Annotated in this window: 22 protein-coding genes; 8 read left to right on the plus strand and 14 right to left on the minus strand. The window is 70.6% G+C overall.

The genetic code is table 11. From position 1 onward, the window contains the following. Positions 1 to 183 precede the first annotated feature (183 nt). Positions 184 to 375 (plus strand): hypothetical protein, encoded by a 192-nt coding sequence (locus ABZ297_RS12730; protein WP_350803448.1) that lies wholly within the window; start codon positions 184 to 186, stop codon positions 373 to 375. Here ABZ297_RS12730 and prfB read toward each other — a convergent pair. Beyond that, positions 361 to 1,476, minus strand: a complete 1,116-nt coding sequence (gene prfB / locus ABZ297_RS12735) for a peptide chain release factor 2 (protein WP_355343874.1) — start codon at positions 1,474 to 1,476, stop codon at positions 361 to 363. The genes ABZ297_RS12730 and prfB overlap by 15 nt on opposite strands. Before the next feature lie 47 nt (positions 1,477 to 1,523). On the opposite strand from prfB, the gene ABZ297_RS12740 reads away from it, so the two are divergent. Continuing rightward, a complete protein-coding gene (locus ABZ297_RS12740) occupies positions 1,524 to 2,531 on the plus strand; it encodes a hypothetical protein (RefSeq protein ID WP_355343877.1) in 1,008 nt (335 codons plus the stop codon). Between the two features lie 51 nt (positions 2,532 to 2,582). On the opposite strand, the gene ABZ297_RS12745 is transcribed toward ABZ297_RS12740, so the two are convergent. The 4 genes from ABZ297_RS12745 to ABZ297_RS12760 form a co-directional block, all read right to left on the minus strand. Beyond that, complete coding sequence (locus ABZ297_RS12745; RefSeq protein WP_355343880.1) at positions 2,583 to 7,454, minus strand: NAD-glutamate dehydrogenase; 4,872 nt, start codon at positions 7,452 to 7,454, stop codon at positions 2,583 to 2,585. Positions 7,455 to 7,492: 38 nt separating this feature from the next. Next, positions 7,493 to 8,296, minus strand: a complete 804-nt coding sequence (locus tag ABZ297_RS12750; protein ID WP_355343883.1) for a tryptophan 2,3-dioxygenase family protein — start codon at positions 8,294 to 8,296, stop codon at positions 7,493 to 7,495. Between the two features lie 114 nt (positions 8,297 to 8,410). Next, positions 8,411 to 8,593 carry a zf-HC2 domain-containing protein gene (locus ABZ297_RS12755; RefSeq protein ID WP_355343886.1) on the minus strand — a complete coding sequence of 61 codons (183 nt, stop codon included), beginning with the start codon at positions 8,591 to 8,593 and terminating at the stop codon, positions 8,411 to 8,413. After that, positions 8,593 to 9,138: a sigma-70 family RNA polymerase sigma factor gene (locus tag ABZ297_RS12760; protein WP_355343889.1), complete on the minus strand. Its 546-nt coding sequence runs from the start codon at positions 9,136 to 9,138 to the stop codon at positions 8,593 to 8,595. Before ABZ297_RS12760 ends, ABZ297_RS12755 begins: the two co-directional genes overlap by 1 nt. 117 nt (positions 9,139 to 9,255) lie before the next feature. Between ABZ297_RS12760 and ABZ297_RS12765 the strand changes: the two genes are divergently transcribed. The 5 genes from ABZ297_RS12765 (at position 9,256) to ABZ297_RS12785 (ending at position 15,293) form a co-directional block, all read left to right on the plus strand. Further along, positions 9,256 to 9,900 carry a DUF4142 domain-containing protein gene (locus tag ABZ297_RS12765; protein ID WP_355343892.1) on the plus strand — a complete coding sequence of 215 codons (645 nt, stop codon included), beginning with the start codon at positions 9,256 to 9,258 and terminating at the stop codon, positions 9,898 to 9,900. Beyond that, positions 9,897 to 11,357, plus strand: a complete 1,461-nt coding sequence (locus ABZ297_RS12770; protein ID WP_355343895.1) for a DUF1996 domain-containing protein — start codon at positions 9,897 to 9,899, stop codon at positions 11,355 to 11,357. Before ABZ297_RS12765 ends, ABZ297_RS12770 begins: the two co-directional genes overlap by 4 nt. A 104-nt stretch (positions 11,358 to 11,461) precedes the next feature. Continuing rightward, positions 11,462 to 12,241, plus strand: coding sequence for a hypothetical protein (locus ABZ297_RS12775; protein ID WP_355343897.1), 780 nt, complete (start codon positions 11,462 to 11,464; stop codon positions 12,239 to 12,241). Positions 12,242 to 12,272: 31 nt separating this feature from the next. Next, positions 12,273 to 13,799 (plus strand): NADH-ubiquinone oxidoreductase-F iron-sulfur binding region domain-containing protein, encoded by a 1,527-nt coding sequence (locus tag ABZ297_RS12780; protein ID WP_355343900.1) that lies wholly within the window; start codon positions 12,273 to 12,275, stop codon positions 13,797 to 13,799. Between the two features lie 75 nt (positions 13,800 to 13,874). Then, positions 13,875 to 15,293: an FAD-binding oxidoreductase gene (locus tag ABZ297_RS12785; RefSeq protein ID WP_355343903.1), complete on the plus strand. Its 1,419-nt coding sequence runs from the start codon at positions 13,875 to 13,877 to the stop codon at positions 15,291 to 15,293. 1 nt (position 15,294) lies between these two features. On the opposite strand, the gene ABZ297_RS12790 is transcribed toward ABZ297_RS12785, so the two are convergent. From ABZ297_RS12790 to ABZ297_RS12820, 7 genes are all read right to left on the minus strand, one after another. Beyond that, entirely contained in the window at positions 15,295 to 15,441 is a 147-nt protein-coding gene (locus ABZ297_RS12790; RefSeq protein ID WP_355343906.1) for a hypothetical protein, read from the minus strand. Further along, complete coding sequence (locus tag ABZ297_RS12795; protein ID WP_355343908.1) at positions 15,438 to 16,082, minus strand: GNAT family N-acetyltransferase; 645 nt, start codon at positions 16,080 to 16,082, stop codon at positions 15,438 to 15,440. Before ABZ297_RS12795 ends, ABZ297_RS12790 begins: the two co-directional genes overlap by 4 nt. Before the next feature lie 39 nt (positions 16,083 to 16,121). Continuing rightward, on the minus strand, positions 16,122 to 16,844 hold the full coding sequence (locus tag ABZ297_RS12800) for a VOC family protein (protein WP_355343911.1): 723 nt from the start codon (positions 16,842 to 16,844) through the stop codon (positions 16,122 to 16,124). Between the two features lie 29 nt (positions 16,845 to 16,873). After that, positions 16,874 to 18,094, minus strand: coding sequence for an MFS transporter (locus tag ABZ297_RS12805; protein ID WP_355343914.1), 1,221 nt, complete (start codon positions 18,092 to 18,094; stop codon positions 16,874 to 16,876). Positions 18,095 to 18,381: 287 nt separating this feature from the next. Further along, positions 18,382 to 20,343 (minus strand): acetoacetate--CoA ligase, encoded by a 1,962-nt coding sequence (locus ABZ297_RS12810; RefSeq protein ID WP_355343917.1) that lies wholly within the window; start codon positions 20,341 to 20,343, stop codon positions 18,382 to 18,384. A 58-nt stretch (positions 20,344 to 20,401) separates the two neighbouring features. Then, entirely contained in the window at positions 20,402 to 21,259 is an 858-nt protein-coding gene (locus ABZ297_RS12815) for a serine hydrolase (protein WP_355343920.1), read from the minus strand. Beyond that, positions 21,256 to 22,170, minus strand: coding sequence for a LysR substrate-binding domain-containing protein (locus ABZ297_RS12820; RefSeq protein ID WP_355343923.1), 915 nt, complete (start codon positions 22,168 to 22,170; stop codon positions 21,256 to 21,258). Before ABZ297_RS12820 ends, ABZ297_RS12815 begins: the two co-directional genes overlap by 4 nt. A 165-nt stretch (positions 22,171 to 22,335) precedes the next feature. On the opposite strand from ABZ297_RS12820, the gene ABZ297_RS12825 reads away from it, so the two are divergent. After that, entirely contained in the window at positions 22,336 to 23,844 is a 1,509-nt protein-coding gene (locus ABZ297_RS12825; protein WP_355343926.1) for a penicillin-binding transpeptidase domain-containing protein, read from the plus strand. Positions 23,845 to 23,895: 51 nt separating this feature from the next. Here the strand turns inward: ABZ297_RS12825 and ABZ297_RS12830 are convergent, their stop codons facing one another. Both ABZ297_RS12830 and ABZ297_RS12835 read right to left on the minus strand, forming a co-directional pair. Continuing rightward, positions 23,896 to 24,603 (minus strand): haloacid dehalogenase-like hydrolase, encoded by a 708-nt coding sequence (locus tag ABZ297_RS12830; protein ID WP_355343929.1) that lies wholly within the window; start codon positions 24,601 to 24,603, stop codon positions 23,896 to 23,898. Positions 24,604 to 24,685: 82 nt separating this feature from the next. Continuing rightward, the gene (locus tag ABZ297_RS12835; protein WP_355343932.1) at positions 24,686 to 25,312 is read right to left on the minus strand and encodes an HAD family hydrolase; all 627 of its coding nucleotides are present in this window, start codon (positions 25,310 to 25,312) and stop codon (positions 24,686 to 24,688) included. Positions 25,313 to 25,369 lie beyond the last annotated feature (57 nt).

Consider the following 25,369-nt stretch of genomic DNA (forward strand, 5'->3'; position numbering starts at 1 on the left):
AGTCTAGGGGTCAGGACGGAAGCAAGGGTGGCACATGCCCACTTCCCGCCACTGGCTATCGGGGGCGTCTTTCTTTACCAATGATCGACGTTCCGATTGGCCAGAGCACAGTCTAGGGGGAAGACTGGCATGGAACGTCCATAACGGAAACAAAACGATTGTGCGGCTACACTTGGGGCTGACATGAGTTGCGAACACCTCGTATGCGCGCAGTGCGCCCACCCCGTCATCGAGGGCCGCTGCCCCGTCTGCCGCGCCAATCGCGAGCGGATGCACAGTCACGGCTTCGCCGGACTGTCACCCGCCGTGATCGTCGTGCTGCTGCTGGTCCTGCTCTTCGTGACGCTGGCGCTCAAGCACCTAAGCGGGCTCTGACTCCTGCCTGCGCATCCAGCGGATCTCCGACTCGATGAACTCATCGAGGTCGCCGTCGAGCACGGCCGTCGGGTTGCCCGCCTCCGTGCCCGTGCGCAGGTCCTTGACGATCTGGTACGGGTGCAGCACGTAGTTGCGGATCTGCGTGCCCCATGACGTGGTGGAGGCGCCGCGCAGCTCCGACATGCGCTCCGCCTCCTCCTGCCGCTTGCGCTCCAGCAGCTTGGCCTGGAGGACGGCCATGGCGCTGGCACGGTTCTGCAGCTGCGAACGCTCGTTCTGGCAGGAGACCACGATGTTGGTCGGCAGGTGCGTGATGCGGACCGCGGAGTCGGTGGTGTTGACGCCCTGACCGCCGGGGCCCGAGGAGCGGTAGACGTCGACGCGGATCTCGTCCTCGTTGATGTCGATGTGGTCGGTCTGCTCGACCACCGGGACGACGTCGACGCCGGCGAAGGAGGTCTGGCGGCGGCCCTGGTTGTCGAACGGGCTGATGCGGACCAGGCGATGGGTGCCGTGCTCGCCGCGCAGCGTGCCGTACGCGTAGGGCGCCTTGATGATGAAGGTCGCCGACTTGATGCCGGCCTCCTCCGCGTAGGAGGTGTCGTAGACCTCGGTGGAGAAGCCCTTGCGCTCGGCCCAGCGCAGGTACATGCGCAGCAGCATCTCGGCCCAGTCGGCGGCGTCGACGCCACCGGCCTGGGAGTTGATCGTCAGGAGCGCCTCGCGGGCGTCGTACTCGCCCGACAGCAGCGTGCGGACCTCCATCGCGCCGATGTCGGACCTGAGCGTGGCCAGCTCCTTGTCGGCCTCCGCCTTGGTGTCGTCGTCGGCCTCCTCCGCCGCCAGCTCGTACAGCACGCCCAGGTCGTCGAGGCGGCGGGCCAGGCCCTCGACGCGGTTGAGCTCGCCCTGGAGGTGGGACAGCTTGCTGGTGACCTTCTGCGCCTGGTCGGGGTCGTCCCACAGGTCGGGGGCGGCCACCTGCTCCTCCAGCGCCTCGATCTGCTTACGCATCGCGTCGAGGTCGAGCACGTCCTGGATGCTCCGGAGCGTGCCCCCGAGCTCGTTGATCTCTTCTGCCGGATCGATGACTGCCACGTCTCCCAAGGGTACGCGACCCTCGCGCGCCCGAATAACATGGCGAGGTGCGTGCATATGGTCGGCGGAAGGCGCTGGCGCTCGCCGTCGGCCTGCTGGCCGGGGCGGTCGCCTGCTCAGGCACGCCACAAGCCCCGCCCAGCCAGGTGGCGGCCACGGCCCCCGCGCCCATCCCGGTGACCCCGTCCCCCACGCCGCTGGCGATCACGCTGGTGGAGGCGGCCAAGGTCTTCGCCACCTTCACGGCCACCGACGACCTGCTGCGGGCCGGGGGCGACCAGCGGCTGGCGATGGAGCAGTACCGCGACGCCGAGGCGCGGGTCACCTCGGCCGAGTTCCAGTCCACGAAGAACAGGCCGCCGCGGTACACGTGGGGGCCGCCGACCCTGTTCGTGCCGCGGTTCGCGCCCGACGAGCAGGCGCCCTGGTTCAGCGTGCTGGTCACCCGCGACGGGCAGCAGACGCTGCTGACGTTCGCCAAGGGCGACGACTGGCGGCTCAGCTCGGCCGCCCGGCTGCTGCCCGGCGAGGAGCCGCCGCAGATCGAGCTCGACGCCGAGGGGTACGCCACGGCGCTGCCGCCCGACGACAAGAGCGTCACGATCAGCCCGCAGTTCATGGGCCCGCTGCACGCCACGATCGCGGAGGCGGGGTCCGGTGGGGTCGCGGCCAAGCTGGTCGCCCCCGGGCCGTTCACGACCGAGGTGGCCACGCAGATCATGGCCGACCGGGAGAAGGCCAAGAACGACGGGTTCAGCTACGACTCGATCTTCAGCGCAGGCGACTTCCCCGTGTACACGCTGCGCACCACCGGCGGCGGGGCGCTGATCCAGTACGGGATGTCGAGAACCACCACGACGGTGAACAAGACGTCGAAGGAGTACATGCCGGTGCCCGACGCGGCCCGCTGGGCGATCAGCTCGAAGGTACTCCGCCGCACGCTCAAGATCACCGAGACTCACCAGTACGCGACCGCGGTCCCGCCCGGCAGGTCGCCGGCCGCCGCCCGCATCATCGCCCACGACGGGGCGCTGACCGGCGCGGGCGGCGAGTAGCCCACCCCGGCGCCGGGCGCGGCTTCGGCGCCGCGCCCGACGTCCCGCGGGTCAGGCCTCCGCGTGGGGCAGGTTGCTGGCCGACACGAGCGTGCGGATGGCTCGCAGGGCCACGGAGAGGGTCGCGAGGTCGAAGTTGTCGCTCTCCCAGATCTCCGACAGCGTCTGCCTGGCCCGGTGGACCGCGGCCGAGTTGGCCTCGGACCAGCTGGCCAGGCGCTCCTCCGGAGGCAGGCCGGAGGTGCTGTGGGCCAGGACGTCGCGGGTCAGGGAGGCGTGCGCGGCGTACAGGTCGTCCCTGAGGGCCGAGCGGGCCATGGAGTTCCAGCGGTTGTCGCGCGGCAGGGCGATCACCCGCTCCCTGAGGCGGGCCAGCTGGAGGCGGTCGGCCAGGTCGAAGTAGACCTCGGCCACCTCGTTGACCGGCCGGTCCGCCAGCGACGCGATCTCCACCAGGTCGAAGGTGCTGTACGCGGGCACCATGGCCGCCACCCGCTCCGCCAGGTCCGCCGGGACGTCCCTGGCCACGAAGGAGTCGCGGCGCTCCTCGAAGGCCACGAGGTCCGGCCCGGCGAGCATCGTCGGGACCTGCGTGAGCAGGCCGTTCACGCCCTTGATGAAGAAGTTCACCGAGACCGCCAGGTCCAGCGGCGGCCGGCGGTTGCCGAGCAGCCAGCGGGTGCCGCGCTCGGCGAGCTTGCGCGCCTCCAGGAGCATGGCGATCTGGGTGGCCGTGTCGACCTTGTTGTCGAGCTCCTCCACCTGCCGGTAGAAGCTCGGCAGGTCGAACACCTCACGGGTGACGAGGTAGGCGCGGACGATGTCGGGCACCGACGCGCCGGTCTCCTCCCCGAAGCGGTAGACGAACGTCGTGCCCATCGAGTTGATCATCTCGTTCACCACGCAGGTGGTGATGATCTCGCGGCGCAGCGGGTGGTTGTCCATGTACGACCTGAACCGCTCGCGCAGCGCCGACGGGAAGTACGACACCAGCCACGAGGCCAGGTACGGGTCGTCGGGCAGGTCGGAGGCGAGCACCTCCTGGTCCACCGCCAGCTTGGTGTAGGCCAGCAGGACGGAGAACTCGGGCGCGGTCAGCCCGAGCCTGGCCTGGCGGCGCTCGGCGAGGGCCTTGTCGGACGGGAGGAACTCGAGCTCCCTGTTGACCAGCCCGTCGCGCTCCAGCCGCCGCAGGTACCGGGCGTGGATGTGCAGCATCTCCACGGCCTGCGCGCGGGCGGCGGCCAGGACCACGTTCTGCGCGTAGTTGTCGCGCAGCACCAGGCCGGCGACCTCCTCGGTCATCGAGGTGAAGACCTGGTTGCGCTGCTTGTCGGTCAGCTCGCCGTCGCGGACGACCTGGTCGAGCAGGATCTTGATGTTCACCTCGTGGTCGGAGGTGTCGACCCCGGCGGAGTTGTCGATGAAGTCGGTGTTGACCAGACCGCCGTTGAGCGCGAACTCGATGCGGGCGAGCTGGGTGAAGCCCAGGTTGCCGCCCTCGCCGATGACCTTGCAGCGCAGCTCGGCGGCGTTGACGCGGAGCCCGTCGTTGGCCTTGTCGCCGACGTCCACGTTGGACTCGGCGGTGGCCTTGACGTAGGTGCCGATGCCGCCGTTCCACAGCAGGTCCACCGGGGCCCGCAGGATCGCGCTGATCAGGTCGTTCGGCGCCATCGAGGTGATCCCGGCGGGGATGCCGAGCGCCTCGCGCATCTGCGGCGTGATCGGGATCGACTTGGCCGTGCGGGCGAACACGCCGCCGCCCTGGGAGATGAGCCCGGTGTCGTAGTCGGCCCAGGAGCTGCGTGGCAGGTCGAACAGCCGCCGCCGTTCGCTGAAGGAGCGGGCGGAGTCGGGGTCGGGGTCGACGAAGATGTGGCGGTGGTCGAAGGCGGCGACGAGCCGGATGTGCTGGGAGAGCAGCATGCCGTTGCCGAACACGTCGCCCGACATGTCGCCGATTCCGGCCACGGTGAAGTCGGTCGCCTGGACGTCCACGCCGGTGGTGCGGAAGTGGTACTTGACCGACTCCCAGGCGCCGCGGGCGGTGATGCCCATCGCCTTGTGGTCGTAGCCGACCGAGCCGCCGGACGCGAACGCGTCGCCCAGCCAGAAGCCGTACTCCTTGGCCACGCCGTTGGCGATGTCGGAGAAGGTGGCGGTGCCCTTGTCGGCGGCGACCACCAGGTAGGGGTCGTCGCCGTCGTGCCTGACGACGTCGGCGGGCGGCACCACCTTGCCGTCGACGAGGTTGTCGGTGACGTCCAGCAGGCCGGAGATGAACGCCCGGTAGCAGGCGACGCCTTCGGCCATCAGCTCCTCGCGTCCGCCGCCCACAGGCGGACGCTTCACGACAAACCCGCCCTTGGAGCCGGTAGGCACGATGACGGTATTTTTCACCATCTGCGCCTTGACCAGGCCGAGGATCTCCGTCCGGAAGTCCTCCATCCGGTCCGACCAGCGCAGGCCGCCCCTGGCCACGTTGCCGAAGCGCAGGTGCACGCCCTCGACCCGCGGCGAGTACACGAAGATCTCGTACTTCGGCCGCGGCAGCGGCAGCACGCTGATCGCCTGTGAGTCGAACTTGAGCGAGATGTACGGCTTGCGACGGCCGCCCTCGGTCTGGAAGTAGTTCGTCCGCAGCGTCGCCTGGATCATCTCCAGGTACGCCCGCAGGATCCGGTCCTCGTCCAGCGAGGCGACCTCGTCCAGGGCGCCCAGGATCTCCTCGTGCAGCGCGTCCACCAGGTCGATGCGCACGTCGTCGGAGCGCCTCGGGTCCAGCCGCGCCTCGAACAGCCGCACCAGCAGCCGCGCCAGCCGCACGTTGTTGAGGAGCACCCGCTCCATGTAACGCTGGGAGAAGGTGGTGCCCGCCTGGCGCAGGTACTTGGCGTAGACGCGCAGGATCTCGACCTGCTCCCAGGTCAGCCCGGCGACCAGGATGAGCGAGTTGAAGTTGTCGGCCTGCACGTCCCCCTTCCACAGGGCGGTGAGCCCGTCCTGGAAGAGCCGCTTGAAGTCGTTCCTGTCGACCTCCTCGGACGGCGTGTAGCGCAGCCCGAAGTCGTAGATCCAGGCGTTCCTGGTGCTCTGGTCGTTGTCGGTGACGATCTCGTACGGACGCTCGTCGACGACCTCGACGCCGAGCCGCTGGATCAGCGGCAGCGCCTGCGACAGCGAGATGGGCGAGCCGATCTTGTAGATCTTCAGCCGCCGCTCCCCCTCTGCGGCGTCATACGGCTCGTACAGGTTCAGCTCGACCTCTTCGTCCCCGGCGCCGTCGAGCTGTTCCAGGCGGCGCAGGTCGACCACGGCCATCTTGGGCGGGAAGTCGGCCTTGTACCCCTCCGGGAAGGCCGACTGGTAGCGCCGGACCAGCTGCGGCGACTCCTTCTCCGAGGTCATCTCGGTGATCGCCTCGGCCAGGTCGTCCTCCCAGGAGCGGGTGACCGCGGCCAACCGCGCCTCCAGCTCCTCCACGTGCTCGCTCGGCGCGGGTAGCTGCTTGCCCCGCTCGCCGCGCACCACGACGTGCAGCCTGGCCAGCGCGGACTCGCCGATCATCGCGCTGTAGTCGAGACTCCTGCCGCCCAGCGCCTTGAGCAGCACCTCCTGCATCTTCAGCCGGATCTTGGTGGTGTACCGGTCACGCGGCAGGTAGATCAGGCAGGAGATGTAGCGGCCGTAGTCGTCGCGCCGCAGGAACAGCTTGACCTGCTTGCGCTCGCGCAGCCGCAGCACGCCCAGCGCGATCGGCAGGAGCTGGTCGAGCGAGGTCTGGAACAGCTCGTCGCGGGGGAAGGTCTCCAGGATCTCGATGAGGTCCTTGCCGTCGTGGCTGTCGGCGGTGAGCCCGGCCCGGTCGAGGACGTCGGCCAGCTTGCGCCTGAGCACGGGGATGCGGGAGATCGACTCGTTGTAGGCGACGTGCGTGAACAGGCCGAGGAAACGGCGCTCCCCGATCACCTCGCCCTCCGGCGAGAACAACTTCACCCCGATGTAGTCGAGGTAGGCCGCGCGGTGCACGGTCGCCCGCGAGTTGGCCTTGGTGATGATCATCAGGCGCTTCTCACGCGCCTTGGCCCGCACCTCGGGCGGCAGCACCGAGAAGCTCTCGGAGCCGATCGTGTCGTGGCGCAGGATGCCGAACGCCTGGCCGGGCAGTGCGCGCAGCGCGTCGCCCTCGTCGGTCTCCTCCAGGCGGTACTCGCGGTAGCCGAGGAAGGTGAAGTGCCCGTCGGCGAGCCAGCGCAGCAGGTCGAGGCTGTCCTCGACCTCGGCGGGCTCCAGCGGCGGCGGGTTCAGCGTCAGGTCCTCGGCGGTCTGGACGGCCAGCGCCCGCATCTTCGCGAAGTCCTCGACCGCGTGCCGCACGTCCGACAGCACCCGCTGCAGATCGGCTTCGAGCTGCTTGAGCACGCCCGGCTCGGTCTGCCTGTCGATCTCGATGTGCATCCACGACTCGGCCATCAGCTGACCGGTGACGTCCTCCTGGCCGCGACCCAGCATCCGGCCCGTCATGTCGCGGCGGACCCGCATCTGCGGGTGGACCACCAGGTCCATGCCGATGTCGTACCGGTGGAGCTCCATCGTCACCGAGTCGACCAGGAACGGCATGTCGTCGGTGACCACCTCCACGACCGAGCGCCCTGGGTCCCACCCGTTCTCGTCGAGTGTGGGGGTGTAGACGCGGACCAGCGCCCTGCCCTGCGGGCGGACCTCGGCCAGCTGCCTCTGCGACATCGCGGGACCGTACACGTCGACCGGGTTGCGGTCGAGCAGATCCTCCGGCGCGGTGTGCCGGTAGTAGGTCCGCAGAAAGGACAGCGCTTCATCGGGGCTCACGTGGTCGCTGCTCATCGCGCACTGTTGCGCGACTCTCTGCAGCAGCTCGTCCTTGGCCTCGTCGAGCGGCATTTCGCTCTCACTCCTTTGTGAGGGTTTGCCATACCTGTTCATAGCCAGGTTCTCAGCTCCCACAGCAGTGGGAAGTAGTGCAGGCGCGTCCTGCCGCGCAGATAGGGGGCGCCGGTCGAGCCGCCTGTGCCGGACTTCGTGCCGATCTGCCGCTCGACCATCTGGACGTGCCGCGCTCGCCACTGCGCGGCGGTCTCGTCGTGCGTCAGCAGGTCTTCGGCCAGTTGCCACAGGTCGTCGTGTGACCGGCGGTCTCTCGCCACGGTGAGCAGCGAGGCCATGATCTCGTCGTCGGAGACCGGCAGGCCACGCTGGGAGAGGGCGGTGAGATAAGCATCCCACAGGGAGGGCTCGTCCAAGCGGCGGCGCAACCTGTCGATTTCGGTGTCGCTCGCGTCCCGCAGCCTGCTCAGGTAGCTCGGGTCCTTCAGGCCCGACAGGTACTCCAGCTCGCGGAACTGCACCGACTGGAACCCGCTGGCGGGAGCCAGGTTCTCACGGAACGCCATGAAGTCCTGGGGCGTCATCGTCTCCAGGACGTCGACTTGCTGGATCAGCACCCGCTCCACCGCGTGCACGCGCCTGAACTGGTGTCTGGCCAGCCACAGCTCGCTGCGGAGCATGGCGTCGCGCGCCACCTCCAGCTCGTGCAGCAGAAGCTTGAACCAGAGCTCGTACACCTGGTGGACGGTGATGAAGAGCAGCTCGTCGGGGGCCTCCGACTGGGGCTGCTGCTGGTCGAGCAGCTCGGGCAGCCGAAGGTAGCCGCCGTAGAACAACCGGCCGCCTTCCTCACCGAACCGCCTGTTCGGGGGGACGGCCGCGCCAGCGTCTAGCCCCACCGGGCACCTCCCCCGCCTTGCCCGCCGACCACCTGGCCGGTCACTCGCCTTACCGCTTCGATACCACCCGAAAAGTGCACGAACGTCAACGTGACATCCGTCAACCTGACATCGTCATCGGGGGTCGTCTCCGGTGGCGGAGGGAACGTGCCTGAGCTCGTCGAGCCGCCCGGGAACCGCAGCCAGTTCCACGAGCTCAGCCTGGCAATCCTCGCAGTGGTCGAGGTGGCGTTCGAACGCCTCGTGCTCCCCAGCATCGAGGACGCCGAGGACGTAAGCGGCCACCTCTTCATGCATCAGCCGGCTACCCCCCTGTCCCGCAGCTGTTCACGGAGAGCGCGAATGCCGTAGTAGAGCCTCGACTTCACCGTGCCGGGCGGGATCCCCAGAATCTCCGCCGCCTCACTTATCGTACGGTCCCTAAGATAAGTCTGCTCGATGACTTCTCGGTGTTCTTCGGACAGGCTGCGCAGCGCCTCGGCGACCACGATCGCCGATAACGCCCGCTCCGACCCGTCAGGGATGGCGAGCATGTCCACTTCCGGAGGCTCGACCTCATGAGGCCGAACGCTCTTTCTGCGGCGCCCGTCAATCACGATGCGGCGGGCCACGGTCAGTAGCCACGCCCAGATAAGGCTCGGTTCCCATTGCAGTCTTGCCGAGTTACGCCAGGCACGGACGATCGTCTCCTGCACGACGTCCTCCGCCCATTGAAGATCGTTTCCGGTCGACTTGCGTACGTGGCGCAGCAGAGGGCCGCCGAACTCCTGGTAGAGCACCGCGATGCGGTACTCAGCCTCGGCATCCGCACTCTCGAACCTGCCGTCGAGGTGACCTAGCACGGGGCACATCTTTACACCTTTGTTATCAGTCCGGTGGCAACTCCGATAACTCCAGTCATTTCTAACTATCTCTGGTGTTGGCTGAACCACCTCGGATATGTCCGCGTACCTCCGATCATGCGCAGGCTTTTACGCGGCGAGGTCATCATGTTCGGCGGGTTCGCCCTGGCGGCCGTGGTCGCGATTTTGCTGGTCATGCCCCCTGCGGGGACGACCACCAGCATTGACTGGACCACTACGGCGTCCGGCCCGCTGGGGCCGGGCGACCGGGATCTGCTCGTCCGCGTGCGGCAGGCCGGACTGTGGGAGATTCCCGCCGGCCAGTGGGCCCAGGAGCGGGGCGAGTCCGAGACGGTGAAGAACGTCGGGATGCACCTGGTGGAGGACCACACCAAGCTCGACGTGGCGACCCGCGCGGTCGCGGCCAGGCTCGGCGTGCCCCTGCCCGACCAGCCCAACGCCGACCAGCAGCGCTGGCTGGCCCAGCTCGCCTCCGAGAACGGCAAGGCCTTCGACAAGGACTTCGCGGACCTGCTGCGCGCCGCGCACGGCAAGGTCTTCGCCGTGGTGGCCGACGTTCGGGCGGGCACCCGCAACGCCGAGATCAGGCAGTTCGCCCAGCAGGCCGTGACGGTGGTCATGAAGCACATGACGCTGCTCGAGTCCACCGAGCTGGTCGACTTCAACGAGCTACCCGAGCCCTTGACCCCCTCACCCGCTCCACCCGCCCCGACGGCGGTCGATACGAGGAGACAACCATGAGGAGATCCAGACGCATGGCCGCGGCCGTGTCCGCCTTGGCCGTGGCGGCGGGCGGGCTGGTGTCCGCGGCCGTCATCGGCGTCAGTCCGGCGTTGGCCGACCACTGCGACCCGGCCGAGCAGGGCCGGCAGCAGCAACAACGCTCCCAGCAGCAACGGCAGCAGGACCAGCAACAGCAGCCACAGGACCAGGGCCAGGACCAAGGTCAGGACCAAAGTCAAGATCAAGGACAGGACCAGGGCCAGGACCGGCAGCAGAACGGCGACCAGCAGCAGAACCGGAACGGTCAGCAGCGGAACGGCGACCAGCCAATCGGTGACCAGCAGACCGGGGACCAGCGGGTCGACGACCAGCGAATCGGTGACCAGCGAATCGGTGACCGGCAGGGCACGCAGGACCAGCAGGGCTTCCAGGATCAGCGGCAGGGGGCCGACGAGCAGGCCGCGCCGACCCAGCCGCCGTCCGACCAGGAGCAGTTCACCCCCTCGGACGGCCCGACCCAGTCGTTCCGGACCAGGAACCGCGGCCAGCGCCCGACGCCGTCTGCCTCTCCCTCGCCCACCGCGAGCGACGACCACAACGAGTGCGCCGACTTGGGACCGTTCCTGAAGGACTTCGTCGACATCCGCCAGGTCCCGCCCTCCGGGAACCGCAACGACTTCGCCGGCAGGAACGGTTCCAGGGGAACGTTCGTCTCCGCCTGCGGCACCAACCGCAACGGGCACAACAACCCGGACAATTTCATCGTCGCCCCCGGCGTCAGCAACGGCGCCCACCACCTGCACGACTACGTGGGCAACCTGTCGACGAACGGCTTCTCGACCGACGAGAGCCTGGCGGCGGCCGGGACAACCTGCCGGTTCGGTGACAAGTCCACCTACTTCTGGCCAGTCCTGCGTGACCGCAAGGTGGACACCAACGACAACGACCCGGACGGCAACGTCGGCCAGGCCCTGCGGGCCCGCTCGGTGACGCTGGAGTTCCGCGGCAACGCGCAGTCGAAGGTCGTGGCGATGCCCAGGTTCCTCAGGTTGCTCACCGGCGACGCGAAGGCGGCGACCAACGGCGGGGCCAACGCCCGAGCTCAGTGGACGTGCACCGGATTCACCAACAGAATTTCTACCGATAAATACCCACTTTGCCCACGCTTCTCCCAAGTCGTTCGTATCCTTGAATTTCCAAGTTGCTGGGACGGCCAGAACACCGACAGCGCCAATCACCGCACGCACGTGGTCTTCCCCGACCAAGGCGGCGCGTGTCCGCAAGGCACCAGGGCAATACCTCAGCTCCAGATGATCCTGACCTACCAGGTACCGCAGGGAGCGTCGTACGCCGTAGACGCTTTCCCGGAGCAACTGCACAACCCGGTCACCGATCACGGCGACTTCGCCAACGTGATGCCGGACCGGCTGATGGCGTTCGTAGTCAACTGCATCAACCGGGGTCGCCGCTGCTGAGCTGACCCCGGCCTCGTCCGAGCCCCGCTCACCAGCCGGTGGGCGGGGCAGCTGAAGGTCCGACCCCCCGAGTCGCACCCTCAACCGACCTTCGGAGGGAATTGATGCTCCACAGACGACAACCCCGGCACGCCCCGAGCAAGCTGGACACGAGGCACGTCCGGCTTGGGGTGAGCACGTCGATCACCGCCGTGCTGCTGTCGGTGTTCGCGCTGACCAGGACCGAGCGCGGCGCCAGGATGCTCGGCCAGGCAGTGGGTTTCCTGGAGTTCTACCTGGGCGTGTTCGCCCTGGTGACGCTGACCGCGACGGTCGCGCTCGGCCTGATCACCACGGAACGCGTCTTCCTCTCGCCGGCGAACCGGGTCAGGGCGCAGTTCGCGCATCGGGGCGCCGCGCTGCTCGGCATGGCCTTCCTGGTCTCGCACATCTCGTTCATGGTCACCTTGGGGCACGCCCCGGTCGGCGCCGTGGTGGTGCCCGTCACCGGGATCTACGTCGGGTTCGGGACGATCGCCTTCGACCTGATGCTCGTCGTCCTGCTGACCGGCGTGCTGCGCGGCCGGTTCGCCGAGCGGGGCGCCCCGTGGCTGTGGCGGCTGCTGCACGGCCTGGTGTACGTGGCCTGGCCGGCCTCGATCGCGCACGGCATGACCGCCGGCCGCCCACCGGCCGACTGGGTGCTCTGGTCCTACCTCGCCTGCCTGGCAGCGGTCGCGTCCGCACTGCTGGTCCGCGTGGTCGCCACGTACCTGAGGTCGACGGCCGTACCGGAGGCCGTGGGCGCGCCCGTGCTGAGCGACGCGCCGGTCGAGCGTCCGGTGGAGGTCAACGCGCCGGTCAGCCTGGCCGCGGCGCGGCGGAAGTTCCGGGAGGCGGGATGAGCCGACAAGGGACGTCCGGAAGGGCGGCGCGGTGATCCCGCACCGAGTGCCCCGCGTGTTACGCCTGGGCCCGGCCAGGCTGACGGCCGGGCTCGACCACACCCGGCGGCTCGACCTGCCGGCGCACCGCACGCTGCACGGCGAGCCCACGACGCGCGACCTCGACACCCTCGTCTCCGAGGTGAACGAGGTGGACATGCGCGGGCGCGGCGGCGCCGCCTTCCCGTTCGGCCGCAAGCTGCGCGCCGTCGCCGACGCCGCGGCCGGACGCGAGTGCGTCGTGCTGGTCAACGGCGCCGAAGGCGAACCGGCCAGTTCCAAGGACGCGATGCTGCTCGTCCGCAACCCGCACCTGGTGCTGGACGGCGCGATCCTGGCGGCCGAGGCGTTGCACGCCCGCGAGGTGGTCGTCGCCACCGCGCAGGGCGAGGTGGGCGAGTCGTCGATCGCCGCGGCCGTGGCCGAGCGGCGGGCCGCCAAGGTGGCGGGCGCGTCCGAGAGCCACATCCAGATCCGGGTGGTCGGCATCCCCGAGCGGTTCATCTCCGGCGAGGGCGGCGCGCTGGTACGCGGCGTGAACGGCCTGGAGGCGGTGCCGCCCGGCAGGAAGCGGCGGGCCGCCGAGTCCGGCGTGGACGGCCTGCCGACGCTGCTGTCGAACACCGAGACCTTCGCCCAGCTCGCCATCCTGGCCGAGCTGGGCCCCGAACGCTACGCCGAGGTCGGCACGAGCAAGGAGCCCGGCACCGTGCTGCTCACCGTGAGCGGCGGCGCGGCGCACGGCGCGGTCCTGGAGGCGCCGACGGGCACGCCGCTGGCGCACGTCCTCGACCTGTGCGAGGCGGAGATCGGCGACGGCGTGCTGATGGGCGGCTACCACGGCGCCTGGCTACCCATCGACGCGGCCAAGACGGCGGAGATCTCGCGCGAGGGCATGAAGCTGGCAGGCGCCACCTTGGGCGCCGGGATCATCGTGCCGCTCGGCGAGACCACGTGCCCGATCGGCGAAGCGGCGAAGGTCACGTCGTACCTGGCCGCGCAGTCGGCCGGGCAGTGCGGGCCGTGCCGGCTGGGCCTGCCGGACCTGGCCCGCGCGATGCGGGCGCTGGCCGAGGGCACCGGGTCCACCGACGCGGTACGTCGCGCCGTCCGGGCCGTCGAGCGGCGCGGCGCGTGCTTCCATCCCGACGGCACCGCCCGTTTCGTCCTGTCGGCGCTGGACGCGTTCGAGAACGACATCGCCCTGCACCTCGAGTACGGCTCATGCGGCCGGCCGATCAGAGGAGTCCTGCCGATGCCAGAGACAAACGACGAGCCCGACTACCGCCTGGACGTGGACTGGACCCGCTGCCAGGGCCACGGCCTCTGCGCGCACCTGCTCCCCGAGTTCGTGGACCTGGACGACTACGGCTTCCCGTCGTTCCGTCCGGTGCCCGCGTGGATGGCGAAGGAGGCCCGCAGGGCCGTGGAGATGTGCCCGGCGCTGGCCCTGCGGCTCGCCCGGTCCGGCGGTGGCACCCGCGTGCGGCCCGCCCACCGCCTGGCGCCCAGCAGGTGACCAAGATGTGACCAACCCGGCGGCCTCCATGGTCGTCTCACCAACGGTTCACCACGACCGTTTGGGGAGACGACCATGGACCGCCGGGATTTCTGCCGTGTCGCCGCGCTCGCACCGATGCTCGGCGTCCTGTCCGCGCCGCCGCCCAACTGGGCGGGGCTGCGCCGCAAGCTGGCGGGCACCCTGGTGCTGCCGGGCGACGCCGGCTACGACCGGTCACGGCGGCTGTTCAACCCGGCCTTCGACGGGATCAGGCCGGGCGGCGTCGCCTACTGCGCCACCCCGGCGGACGTCGCCGGCTGCCTGGCGTTCGTCCGCGCGAACGGCGTCCCCGTCACCACCCGCTCCGGCGGCCACTCCTACGCCGGCTGGTCGACGGGCACCGGGCTGGTGATCGACGTGTCCCGGATGAACTCCGTCGGTTACGCGTCCGGACGGGCCACCGTGGGCGCGGGCGCCAAGCTCATCGACGTCTACGACAAGCTCGGGCGACACGGCGTGAGCATCCCGGCGGGCTCCTGCCCGACCGTCGGCGTGAGCGGCCTGGCCCTGGGCGGCGGCATCGGGGTGGTGTCCAGGAAGTACGGGCTGACCTGCGACGTCCTGGAGTCCGTGCGGATCGTCACGGCCGACGGGCGGTTGCTGACCTGCGACGCCGACCACCACGCGGGCCTGTTCTGGGCGTGCAGGGGCGGAGGCGGCGGCAACTTCGGCGTCGCCGTCTCCTTCACCTTCCGCACCCATCCCACGCGCGACGTCACCGTCTTCTTCCTGCACTGGCCCTGGGCCAGGGCCGAGGCGGCGGTCAGCGCGTGGCAGTCGTGGGCCCCGACCGCTCCCGACGCGCTGTGGTCGACGCTGCACCTGTCGCGCGACAGCGGCCTCGACGTCCAGATCGGTGGGGTGTACCTGGGGGGCGAGAAGGCGCTGGACCGGCTCCTCGCCCCGCTCGTCGCCCAGATCGGGCCCACCTCGTCCCGGTACGTCAGGCCGAGCTCGTACCAGCACGCGATGCAGATCATGGGCGGCTGCTCGACGCTGTCGGTCTCGCAGTGCCACCTGCCCGGCCAGACCCCCGACGGCCGCCTGGTCAGGGACACCTTCGCGGCCAAGTCCCACATGGCGTACCAGAGGCTGCCGACCGCCGGCGTGCGGGCGCTGGTGGCTGGGGTGGCCCGCGGCGGCCGGCACACGGTGCTCCTGGACGCCCTCGGCGGCGCAGTCGGCCGGGTCGGGCCCGACGCCACGGCCTTCCCGCACCGCGGCGCGCTGTTCAGCGTCCAGTACTACTCCAAGGGCACGGACCGGACGTGGCTGCGCGGCATCCACGCGGATCTGCGCCCCTACTTCGGCGACCACGCCTACGTGAACTACCTCGACCCGGACCTGACGGACTGGCGTTCCGCCTACTACGGGCAGAACGCCGCCCGCCTGGCCGAGGTGAAGGCCACCTACGACCCGGACCGCCTGTTCCGCCTCCCCCAGGGGGTCTGACTCAGGCGCACGCGTCGACGCCGGCGAGCTCGGCGGACAGCCGCCACAGGCGGGCGGCCTGCTCGGGATCCGTCGCGTGCGCGTACACGCCGCCGGTCGAGGAGCCGTCCTCGGCGGCCGTGGGCCGCCGGAGCGCGCTCCAGGTCAAGGCGACGGCGTGGGGAGCCCGAACAGCGGCAGGCAGGCGTCCAGGTGGTGGATCTCGACGCCCTCGGCGGGGGTCCAGCCGGCGCGCGGAAGGCGGAAGCGGAGGTTGACGGCCGGCTCGCCCTGGCGGTTGAGCAGGGCGGATCCGTCGTCGTGGTACCCGAGCTTCCTGGTCACGGCGAGCGAGGCGTGGTTGTCCTCGAACGCGTCCGTGGCCGCCCACTCGGCCCCCAGCCCGGCGAAGGCGAAGTGCAGGGCGGCGGCGCGCATCTCGGTGCCGATGCCCTTGCCCTGGAAACGCCGGCCCAGCCACGAACCCGTCCTGACCTCGCGCAGGACGGGGAAGTGCTCGGCCACCATGCCCTGCATCCCGATCACCTGGCCCTCGAAGACCACCACGAAGTCGACGGACCACTTCTCCGGGGTGAACTCGGACCACTGCCGGAAGTGGTACTGGATCGTCCGTCTGGCCCGTTCGGCGGGCTCGGTCTCCGACCAGGGCACCGCGAAGGGCATGTACCCCGCCTCGTGGATGCCCTCAGCCGCCCGCTCGCCCAGTTCGTCCAGGTCGTCGAGCGAGGGGTAGCGGAGTTCGAGGCGGGGCGTGGTGATGGAGAGCTGGAAAAGCGGCCAGTTGCGCATGTTTGCGTATTGTTCCCGGTCAGCCGCCCGCTGGTCGAGCTAGTTTCGACGTGCTCGCGGCACCCATCGCAGGCTGGGTTCGGGGCCGGTCCAGCCGGCTGCGCCGACGCAGGCCTCGTTGCCCTCGGGGTCGGCCAGCACCCAGTGCGACGGCGCGTAGGCGTCTGTCACCAGGCGGCCGCCGACAGCGATCGCCGCCGCGATCCGCTCCTCGGCCTGGTCGTACGGCACCCAGACGTCGACGTGGACCCGGTTGCGCTGCGCACGCGGTGCGTCCATCTGCTGGAAGTAGAACGGCGCCCCGCGACGGTGCGGGTCGATCAGATCCTCAGGGCTGCCGGCGCGGTCCTGGTAGCCCAGCAGGGCACGCCAGAACGCCACCACCTCGGGGCCGACGAGCGCATCGATGGTGACCTGGACGGTCTGCACTGCGGACGGATCCGCAAGGATGTCCAGCTTGCGGGCCACCGCCGAGATCTGCCGCGCCAGCTCGACGTGCCGCTCGGTCAGCCCGTAGTAGTCGTCGGTGATCGTGATCAGCCGTACAGTCACGCCCTCATTGCGCAGGTCGATGTCGGGGTGACCGCCCCCGAGACCGGTCAGCTCGCTGATCTCCTGCACGAACCGGGCGCCGGCTGTGAACGACCCGGTGCGGAAGTACGCGCACGCTCCCTCGCCCAGCACACGCCAATCCTCGAGACCGACCGTCTCATGGAACTTCTGTGGCCTGATCCGGTCGATCTTGCCTTCAACATAGGTCATGCGCTCAACGTAGCGGCTGGGCCCGACAGTCACCTTCGAGCGCCGAGTACCTGGTCGAACCGCCGGCGCCCGGCGACCGCCACGAAGGCGGCGGTCAGGGCGAAGGCTCCCGCTCCGAGCAGCAGCGGCGTCGCGGCGGACGCGCGCTCGACGGCGAACCCGGCGAGCGCCGTGCCGAGCGAGGTCCCGATGTTGCTCGCCGTGTTGATCCAGGTGCCCGCCTCTACCCGTTCCGCGTCCGGCACCAGCCTGTCTGCCACCAGCCAGGCGATCACCAGCGTCGGCGCCACCGCGGCGCCCATGGCGAACAGGACCGCGCCCAGGCCCGGCAGGGCCGGCATCACGGCGGCGCCGGCCGAACCCGCCGCCAGGACGAGGGCCAGCCCGATCAGGTACGTCGAGGTCCGGCGGCGGTGGGTGAGGCGTCCCCAGACGAGGCCGCCGACGGCGCTGCCAGCAGCCAGGCCCGCGAGCAGGTAGCCGGTGGCGCCGGGCTGCCCGGCCTGCTCCGCCCTGGCCGCGACCGCCACCTCAACCTGGCCCAGGCCGAGCCCGAACCCCATGACGGCGCCGACGAGCGTGCGCAGGTCCCGCGAGCGCAGCGGCCCCACCAGGCTTGACCTGGCGGGACTCGTGGGCCTGGCGCGGGCGCCCGCCGCCGGGGAGAAGGCCAGGCCGACGGTGCCGGCCAGCGCGAGAGCGGCGCTCAGGGTCAGGGCCGCGGCGGCGTCGGACCACATGACGATCACGCCGACCAGAGCCGGGCCGCCGGCGAAGAGCACCTCCTCCACGGCCGCGTCCAGGGCGTAGGCACGCTGCCGGCCGTCGGGTTCCGGGACGAGCTCCGCCCAGATGGCCCGCATGGACGGCCCGACCGGCGGCGCGGCCAGCCCCGCCGCCAGCGCCGCGGCGACGTACACGGCCGGCTCCCCGACCTTGGCGTAGGCGGCGGCGACGGTCGCGAGCAGGGCGGTCGCGTACGCCGCCGCCAGCGCGGGCAGGACGCGGCGCGGTCCGCGCCGATCGACCAGCCGGGACTTGAGCGGCGCGACGACGCCGACAGCGCCGAACGCGCCGAGGGCGAGGCCGGCCACCGCGTACGAACCGGTGGCCCGCAGGGTGGTGAGCAGGAAGGCGAGGGCGACGATGGCGTACGAGAGACGGGCCAGGGAGGCCGCGGCGAAGGCGCGGGCGACTCCGGGCACGAGCAGGAGGGCACGATAGCCCACCGCCGTGGACGGGCGGGGCATGCGGAAGCTCCAAGGATTCAGGCCGGAAGGACGGGGGTCGAGTCGCCGCGACCGACCTAATCCGGGAGCAAAGCCATGAGGCGCACTATATCGCGGCGAGGCCGCCCGACACAGTGGAGGCGCGCCCACATCCGCAGTGTGGGCGACCTACCAGGCGGCCGTCACCTGACCGCCCGCGCCCGAGCTCAGCGGAGCTGAGGGGCGAGGGCCTGGGGGATCGGGCAGGCTTCGCGACGGTATCTGCCCGGCGGCAGGCCGGACGCGAGGCAAGATCACGATCGTCCCGTTCAGGGCTTGAAGTGCTCCAGCACCTCGGGGTTGGCCATCGCGTCGGGGTTGGCGGCCTGCTCGACCGGGGTCCCGAGGAGGATCTTGCGGACCGGCACCTCCAGCTTCTTGCCCGACAGGGTGCGCGGGATGCCGGGCACGGCGACGATCTCGTTCGGCACGTGCCGGGGTGACAGCTCCTCGCGCAGCGCCGCCCGCAGCGCGTCGGTCAGCGGGTCGGTGAGCGCCGCGCCTTCGGCGAGGGTGACGTAGAGCAGCAGCCTCCCCTCCTGCCCGAGCTGGCCGGTGTCGATGACCAGGCTGTCGGCGATCTCCTCGAACCGCTCGACGACGCGGTAGAACTCGCTGGTGCCCATCCGGACGCCGCCCCGGTTCAGCGTCGAGTCGGACCGGCCGTAGATCACGCAGCTCCCGTCGGGGTTCAGCTTGAGCCAGTCGCCGTGCCGCCACACGCCGGGGTAGACGTCGAAGTAGCTGTCGCGGTACCGCTCACCGTCGGGGTCGTTCCAGAACATGACCGGCATGGACGGCATCGGCTGGGTGACCACCAACTCCCCCACCTCGCCGACGACCGGCTGGCCGGCCGGGTCGAACGACTCCACCTTCGCCCCGAGCGACCGGCACGGGATGATGCCCGCCCTGATCGGGTGGAGCGGGGTCGCGCCGACGAAGCCGGTGCACACGTCCGTGCCGCCGGAGAACGAGCCGAGCGGGACGCCGGGCAGCTCGGTGCTCACCCAGGCGAACCCCTCGGGCGGCAGCGGCGACCCGGTCGAGCCGACCCCCCGCAGCCGGGCCAGTTCCGGCGGACGGATCCCGGCCTTGAGCGAGGCCATGATGTACGGCGCGCCGACGCCGAAGTAGGTCACCCCTTCGGTGTCGGCGATCCGCCAGAGCGCGGCGGCCGAGGGGTAGGTGGCCGAGCCGTCGTACAGCACGGGGACGGCCCCGACGAGCAGGGCCCCGATGAGGTAGTTCCACATCATCCAGCCCGTGGTGGTGTACCAGAAGAACACGTCCTCCTCGCCGAGGTCCTGGTGGAAGGAGAGGGACTTGAGGTGCTCCAGGACGACCCCGCCGTGGCCGTGCACGATCGGCTTGGGCAGGCCGGTCGTCCCGCTGGAGTAGAGGATCCACAGTGGGTGGCCGAACGGCACCCGCTCGAACTCCAGCGGACCCTCCTCGGCCCGCAGCCCCTCCCAGCCGATCACGTCGCCGTGCGGGAGGTCGGCGGCGTTGCTCGGGGTCGGTTCCGCCTGCTGCGGCGCGCTCCCCTCCTCGACGGCCGCCAGGTACGGGATCCAGACGGTGGCACGGAGCGTCGGCAGCTCGGCGGCGATCTCGTTGACGGCCGCCGACCGGTCGTAGCTCTTGCCGTTGTAGTGGTAGCCGTCGACCGCGATCAGCACCTTCGGCTCGATCTGCCTGAACCGGTCGACGATGCTCGGAACGCCGAAGTCGGGCGAGCCGGCCGACCAGATGGCGCCCAGGGACGCGGTGGCCAGGAAGGCGATCAGCGCCTGCGGGATGTTGGGCAGGTAGCCCGCCACCCGGTCGCCGCGCTGGACGCCGAGCCGCACCAGCCCCGCCCGGACCCGGGCCACCTCCTCGCGCAGCTCAACGTGCGACATCTCCTGGCGGGCGCCGTCCTCGGAGACGAAGACCAGCGCGGTGCCCTCGGTGCGACGGAGCGCGTTCTCCGCGTAGTTGAGCGTCGTTCCGGTGAACCAATCGGCCGTGGGCATCGTCCCAGTGATGACGGGCCCGTCACCAAGCTCTCCGATCACGTCGAAGTGGTGCCAGATCGACGTCCAGAACTCCGCTGGACTGTCGACGGACCACCGCCACACCTCCTCGTAACTCGACCCTGCCCGGCCGAGCGACTCGAGGTAGCGAGTCAGCTTGGCACGAGCGACGATCTCTTCGGTCGGTTCCCAGAGAAGTGCACCTTCAGCAACCATGCGCCCCATCCTGTCGCCCAGTCCGTCGAAAGTCATACCTGACCTTCCACATAACTTCCTACCTACGCAGGTGGTCCACCGCCATACGGGCCGCCGTGCCGATCACCGCGTCGGCACGCGGCTGGTTCAGCGCCGGGCTGAACGCGCGGGTGTACACCGCGACCGCGTACCGGCCGCCGTCAGGGTACTCGACCACGCCCGCCTCGTTGCGCACCGTGGGCAGCGTCCCGGTCTTGCCGCTGACCTCCACGTCGTCGTACGGGAACCCGGACGCGAGCCGGTGCGGCCACACCTGGAGGTTCAGCACCCCGCGCATCCACGCGCACGACTCGGCGGAGGCGGCCTCGTCGCGCCAGATCAGCGCGAACAGCGCGGCCGTCTCGCGGGCGGTGCTGCGGTTGGTGCGCAGTGGGTCGAGCACCCGCAGCCGGGCGAGGTCCTCGGGGTCCAGGAAGGGCCAGCCGTGCCCGGCGTCCTCGGCCATGCTGTCGTTCTGCTGGCCGGCGTTCTGCTCGACGTGCGTGCCGGTCAGGCCGAAGCGGGTCAGCATGGCGTTGACGGCGTCCAGGCCGACCCTGGCGGCCAGGGCGTCGGCGGCGGTGTTGTCGCTCACCGCGATCATCAGGTAGGCCAGGTCGCGCAGCGAGATCGTGACGTCGTCGAGCATCGCGGAGATGCCTGTCGGGCCGGAGCTCCGCTCCGCGGCCCCGATGGTCACCCTCGCGGCCGGGTCGAGCAGCCCGGCGTCGGCCTGGCGGCCGAACTCCACGAGCAGCGGCACCTTGAACACCGACGCCATCGACACCGGCTCGTCGGGCCGGTGCCCGACCTCCCGGCCCGAGTCCAGGTCGAGGGCGTGCAGCCAGCCGGTCACGCCCGCCGCGCGGAAGACCGCGCCGAGGTCGAGCGCCGTCATGCCAGCACTCCCGGCCTGCGGCTGACCCGCCGCACGGGCGTCCCGCCCTCGTCCGCCATCCCGGCGCTCTCCTTCAGGGTTCGTACGGCCACCGCGGCGAAGTCGCTGACGACGTCCGTCGCGGTCCGCCAGGCGGTGGAGACCCGGCAGGTGATCGGCGAGCCTAGCAGCGGCCGCCAGGCGAGCCCCGGCACCTCCTCCCTGACGCCGAACGCGACCGCGGCTCCCGCCAGCACCATGCCGAGCCCGGTGCCGTGATGCACCTGCGCCGGGACGTAGCCGTGGCGGCGGCACTCGGCCAGAACTTCGGCGTAGCCGCCCGGCTCGCCCTCCCTGGGCGGCATGAGCAGCTCGCGTCCCGCCAGGTCGGCCAGGTGCAGCTCGCCCGCGCCGGCGAGCGGGTCGCTCTCGGCGAGCAGGACGCCCTGCTGCTGCACCAGCACCTGACCGAAGTGCAGGCCGGGCGCGGTGACCGGGTGGCGCACCAGCCCGACGTCGATCACGCCTTCCGCGAGCGCCGACACCTGGTCGGACGTCCACATCTCGGCGGGCGCGAGCCGGATCCCGGGGTTGCTCTCGCGGAACGCGGCCACCAGGGCGGCGATCACCCCGGCGGCCAGCCCCGGCGGGACGCCGATCTTGAGCGCCGCTTCGCCGTGGCGGACCAGGTCGTGCAGGCGGTCCACCCTGGCCACGATCTCGCGCGCCTCGCCGAGGAGCAGCCTGCCCGCCTCGGTGAGGCGCACCTGGCGGGCGGAACGGTCGAACAGCCGCACGCCCAGCTCCTCCTCCAGGCGCTTGATGCGCTGGCTGAGCGGCGGCTGGGCCATGCCGAGGCGGATCGCGGCGTTGCCGAAGTGCAGTTCCTCGGCGACGACCGTGAAGTACCGAAGGTGCCGGACCAGGTCCATGGCCAGCAACTATAGCCAAATCCATATCGATAAGTCGGCTATATCAGTATTGGACATCATTTGTGGGGGTCTGGTGTTCTCTGACGCATGACACAACAGGGGGCACCGATGTTCAACGACCTTCGACCCGCAACACCGCCACGGCGAAGGCGCAGGTGGCCGTGGGTGGCGGCGGCGATTCTGGTACCCACCGTCGCAGCCGGCGGCACGGTCTGGGTGCTGCGGATGGGCTCGCCGGAGGAGACAGCCGACTCCTACCTGAGGGCCTGGAACAAACAGGACTACGGCGCGATGCGCGAGCTGGTCGCCGACCCGCCCGCGGACTTCACCCGCTGGCTCCAGCGCTTCCGCACCGACCTGCGACTGCGGGAGGCCACCTTCGAGCGGAACGCGTCCGCGGAGGACCGGGGCGACGCGGTGACGTTCCACGCCGACCTGCGAGGTCCCCGCGACTGGGACTACGACGGCGAGCTCAGGCTCGTCAAGCGCGTCGGCGGCTGGAAGGTCGCCTGGACCCCCGCCGCCATCCACCCCGAGCTCAAGCCCGGACGCTCCCTCCGGCTCGTCACGGTCAAGCGCGACCCGACGCCGGTGCTGGCCGCCGACGGCGACCGCATCGACACCCCCGGCACCCCGGGCTCGGTGCAGCAGCTCGTCGAGGGCGTCAAGCAGACCTACCCCGACCGCTTCGGCACCCGCGACGACGCCAGGATCGACCTCTACCAGGGCGAGGAGCTCGTCAAGACGCTGGTCAAACCGGCCTCCGGCACACCGCTGAAGACCACGATCGACCTCAGGGTGCACGCGGCGGGGGCCAAGGCGCTCGAGGAGACGAGCAAGCCCGCATCGCTCGTCGCGCTGCGGCCCTCGACCGGGGAGATGCTGGCCGTGGTCAACAAGCCGGGCGGGTTCAACCGGGCGCTGCTCGGCAAGTACCCGCCGGGCTCCACGTTCAAGGTCGTCACCGCGTCCGCGCTGGTCGCGGACGGCGTCGAGCCCGGCCAGCAGGTCGAGTGCCCGCCTGAGCAGAACATCGGCGGCTTCCCCTTCCACAACGCCGGCTTCCACGACTACGGGACCCTGTCCTTCCGCGACGCCTTCGCCCACTCGTGCAACACCACGTTCGGCGCGATGGGCGTGGCCGAGCTGGGCAAGGGCAGGCTCGCCGAGGTGGCCGCCAGCTTCGGCTTCGGGGCGGCGATCACGCCGGGAGTCCCCGCGGTGAAGGCAGAGTTCCCCGCTCCCAAGGACGACACCGACCTCGCCTCGGCCTCCATCGGGCAGGGCCGGGTGCTGGCCAGCCCGCTCAACATGGCGTCGGTGGCCGCCGCCATCGCCGACGGCTCGTGGCGCCCGCCCCGGCTGGTGGCCGAGAAGCTGATGCCCGACCGCACGCTCAGGCCGCGTCCGCTGGAGGCCGACGTGGTGCGCGCGCTGCGCCAGCTCATGCCGGCCGTCGTCACGGACGGCACCGCGCAGGCCGTCCGGTTCCCGGCCGGGACGGCGGGCAAGACCGGGACGGCGGAGTACGGCTCGGGCAAGGAGCCGCCCGCCCACTCGTGGTTCGTCGGCTACAAGGGGGACCTGGCGTTCGCGGTCGTCGTCGAAGGCGGCGGCGCAGGATCGGCGGTGGCGGCCCCCATCGCGGCCCGCTTCCTCAACGCCCTCGCCTGAACGAACGCGCCCGCGTGAACGACCCGTCTGAGCACAGGCGTCTGGGAGGGGTCAGCCCGCCTTGCGGTCGACCGGGGTGGTGAGGCCCGCGACCGCGGCCACCACCTCGGAGGCGTTCGACAGGTCGGGCAGCACGAGGTCGGCGCCCGCCTCCCGCAACTCGCCCATCATGGAGCGCCCGGAGGCCACGCCGATCATCAGGGCCCCGCCGATCCTGGCCGCCTGCACGTCGCGGGTCGAGTCGCCGATCAGCACGGTGTTGGCGGCGGTGAACGGCGTGCCGAAACGCTCCTTCGCCCGCCCCTGGGCGACCTGCAACAGCGTCGCCTTGGGGTAGACCTCCTCGCCGTACCCGCCGATGTCGAAGTTCACGTGCTTATCGAGCCCGAACGCCTTCAGCTTGAGCACGGCGTTGCTCTTGATCGTGCCGGTCAGGACGGACTGGGCCACGCCATCGAGCTTGGCCACGGCCTTGAGCGCGTCCTTGGCCCCTGGCATCGCGCGGCCTTCGGCGGTCAGCCGCTTGCGGCGGTCGGCGAACGCCACGGCCAGCGCCGACAGGAACCGCGGCAGGTGGTCGTCTTCGGCCTTGATGCCGTTGACGGCGAGGGTCTCGAAGACGATCTCGGAGTCGGGCCGGCCCATCGCCGGGGCCAGTTTGACCAGCGGGCGCCCGGTCACGACGCGGAACGCCTCGGCGTAGGCGCCCCTGGTCACGATCGCGACGTCGACCAGCGTGAGGTCGATGTTCCAGAGCACTAGGCGGTTGATGGCGGCCTCCTGAGGGGGGATCTTGCCAGGGTACGGCCATCACCCACTGGGAGGCCCACGGCTGGGCGTTTTATGTATGGTCGAGCGCTTCAGCGAGGGTGTCGACGACCGGGAAGCCCGTCGCCTCCAGCTCTTCCCGCAGGGTCATTCCGCCGGTGTAGAGCACCGCCCTGGCGCCCACGTGCTTGGCCGCGATCCCGTCGTCGACGCTGTCGCCGATCACCAGGACCTCCCGCGCCTCCACGCCGACCGCCTCGATGTGCGCGGCCATGTGCGCCGCCTTCTCCCCGCCCGAGCTCCCGACCAGCCCGTCGATGCGGGTGAAGTGCGCGGTGATGCCGAAGGACTCGACGGCCGGGACCAGGTGGGTGTGGGGGGCCATCGAGCAGAGCGACTGGCTGCCCGTCCAGCTGGTGAGCGAGAGCACGGCGTCGGCGGCGAGCCCGCACACGGCGCTCAGGCGGAAGTAGTGGTCGTGGAAGCCGGTGTCGAGCAGCTCCCACTCGCCGTCTTCAAGGGGACGGCCGAGCAGGCGTTCGTAGGCGAGCCAGATCGGCCTGGTGTAGACGGCGCGGAAGCCGTCGGCGGTGAGCGCGGGCAGGGCGTACGGCTTGAAGACCTCGTTGGTCGCTCCGACCACGGCGTCGATGTCGTGGAGGAGCGTGCCGTTCCAATCCCAGATGATGTGCTTCGTCATGTCGCGTCCAGCGTAGTCGGCGAAGCTGACATTCTGGGGACCGGAGAACGGCGAAGC

The organism is Nonomuraea sp. NPDC005983, assembly GCF_040614375.1.
In the GTDB taxonomy this organism is placed as follows: Bacteria; Actinomycetota; Actinomycetes; order Streptosporangiales; family Streptosporangiaceae; genus Nonomuraea.

Coding starts and splice junctions, on each gene's coding strand:
- ABZ297_RS12730 (WP_350803448.1), top strand. CDS start 184: ATGAGTTGCGAACACCTCGTATGCGCGCAGTGCGCCCACCCCGTCATC.
- ABZ297_RS12745 (WP_355343880.1), bottom strand. CDS start 7,454: ATGCCGCTCGACGAGGCCAAGGACGAGCTGCTGCAGAGAGTCGCGCAA.
- ABZ297_RS12755 (WP_355343886.1), bottom strand. CDS start 8,593: ATGCATGAAGAGGTGGCCGCTTACGTCCTCGGCGTCCTCGATGCTGGG.
- ABZ297_RS12765 (WP_355343892.1), top strand. CDS start 9,256: ATGCGCAGGCTTTTACGCGGCGAGGTCATCATGTTCGGCGGGTTCGCC.
- ABZ297_RS12770 (WP_355343895.1), top strand. CDS start 9,897: ATGAGGAGATCCAGACGCATGGCCGCGGCCGTGTCCGCCTTGGCCGTG.
- ABZ297_RS12775 (WP_355343897.1), top strand. CDS start 11,462: ATGCTCCACAGACGACAACCCCGGCACGCCCCGAGCAAGCTGGACACG.
- ABZ297_RS12785 (WP_355343903.1), top strand. CDS start 13,875: ATGGACCGCCGGGATTTCTGCCGTGTCGCCGCGCTCGCACCGATGCTC.
- ABZ297_RS12795 (WP_355343908.1), bottom strand. CDS start 16,082: ATGCGCAACTGGCCGCTTTTCCAGCTCTCCATCACCACGCCCCGCCTC.
- ABZ297_RS12800 (WP_355343911.1), bottom strand. CDS start 16,844: ATGACCTATGTTGAAGGCAAGATCGACCGGATCAGGCCACAGAAGTTC.
- ABZ297_RS12805 (WP_355343914.1), bottom strand. CDS start 18,094: ATGCCCCGCCCGTCCACGGCGGTGGGCTATCGTGCCCTCCTGCTCGTG.
- ABZ297_RS12810 (WP_355343917.1), bottom strand. CDS start 20,343: ATGGTTGCTGAAGGTGCACTTCTCTGGGAACCGACCGAAGAGATCGTC.
- ABZ297_RS12815 (WP_355343920.1), bottom strand. CDS start 21,259: ATGACGGCGCTCGACCTCGGCGCGGTCTTCCGCGCGGCGGGCGTGACC.
- ABZ297_RS12820 (WP_355343923.1), bottom strand. CDS start 22,170: ATGGACCTGGTCCGGCACCTTCGGTACTTCACGGTCGTCGCCGAGGAA.
- ABZ297_RS12835 (WP_355343932.1), bottom strand. CDS start 25,312: ATGACGAAGCACATCATCTGGGATTGGAACGGCACGCTCCTCCACGAC.